This window comes from Cyanobacteria bacterium QS_8_64_29, assembly GCA_003022125.1.
Classification (GTDB): Bacteria; Cyanobacteriota; Cyanobacteriia; order Cyanobacteriales; family Rubidibacteraceae; genus QS-8-64-29.
Genome location: PXQH01000009.1, coordinates 32,590 through 33,569, shown reverse-complemented (window position 1 = coordinate 33,569; position 980 = coordinate 32,590). Strand labels below are relative to the sequence as shown.

The window sequence follows — 980 nt, the reverse complement described above, 5'->3', positions numbered from 1 at the left end:
GGTGGCTCGCGTTCGAAGCTCAACGCTTTAGTCGGAGCCAGCCATGCCACCCGCACCACGTCATCTTCCTCCACCGAGAGCCAGCGGATGCGTTCTCCATCCTGGAGCAGGTATTTGCACCAACTGAAACCGTCCTGGCGGTAGGTCAGCCAGCCTTCGACTACCCAGTCCGTCTCAAAATACTGGACGATGTCTCCCAACTGCAGGTCGAAAACCGTGCGCTCGAGAAGAGGCGATTGCTTTGGTGCTGCTGGTGGGCGAGCGCGACGCACCACCAGCAAGATGCCGACAACCACAATGCCAGCAATGACAAGCCAAACGAACCACAACATGGGAAGACCTCAGAATGCATGGGACGGATCGATTAGTAGAGTCCCCAGCGGGGATTGTGGTAGTACTGAACGAGCTTGGGATGCGCCAGCTGATTGATGCGCACGCCGTCTGTTGCCAGGGGAAGATCGGCTGGCATCTGGAAAAGGCTTGCCGTCAGCTCCGGCGTTAGGAATTCAGTTGCCACCGGCAGAGGGGCAGGCTCGCCCGGCGATAAGGACGCGCCCTGTGCGGCCATGACAAATCCCCAGGGGCCCAAGCTGGGAACGTTGACGCGATAGGGGTAGACGGCACCGCCCACTGCCGCCTCGAGGGTGGCGCGAATGCATGCCAAGGTTTGCGGGGTAAAGAAGAGACTGGAGGCTTGCGTCACGAATACCCCCTCGGGTGCTAAGCGGCCCAGCAGGCGGCGGTAAAAGCCAGCCGAGTACAGTTTGGCTGTCGCTTTTCGGTCCGGATCGGGGAAGTCAGCCAGAATGGCATCGAAGCGCTGGGGAAGCTCGGGGGCGCGCTTGAATGCATCACCGTAGCGGACGCGGACGCGCGGGTCGTTAAGAGCGCCTAACAGAACTTCTGTAGGTGGTTGAACAGGATGAGCGCGCAGCCCAGCTCGAGGAAGGCTTGGTGAATGTCAGCACGCCGCTCATCCC

General features: G+C 60.6%; 2 protein-coding genes. Both read right to left on the bottom strand.

Annotated elements, in window-relative coordinates:
- Positions 1-332: DUF4178 domain-containing protein (locus tag BRC58_02370; protein ID PSP18957.1), on the bottom strand; the 332-nt coding region annotated here is incomplete at its 3' end.
- A 32-nt stretch (positions 333-364) separates the two neighbouring features.
- Complete coding sequence (locus BRC58_02365; GenBank protein PSP18956.1) at positions 365-934, bottom strand: hypothetical protein; 570 nt, start codon at positions 932-934, stop codon at positions 365-367.
- Positions 935-980 lie beyond the last annotated feature (46 nt).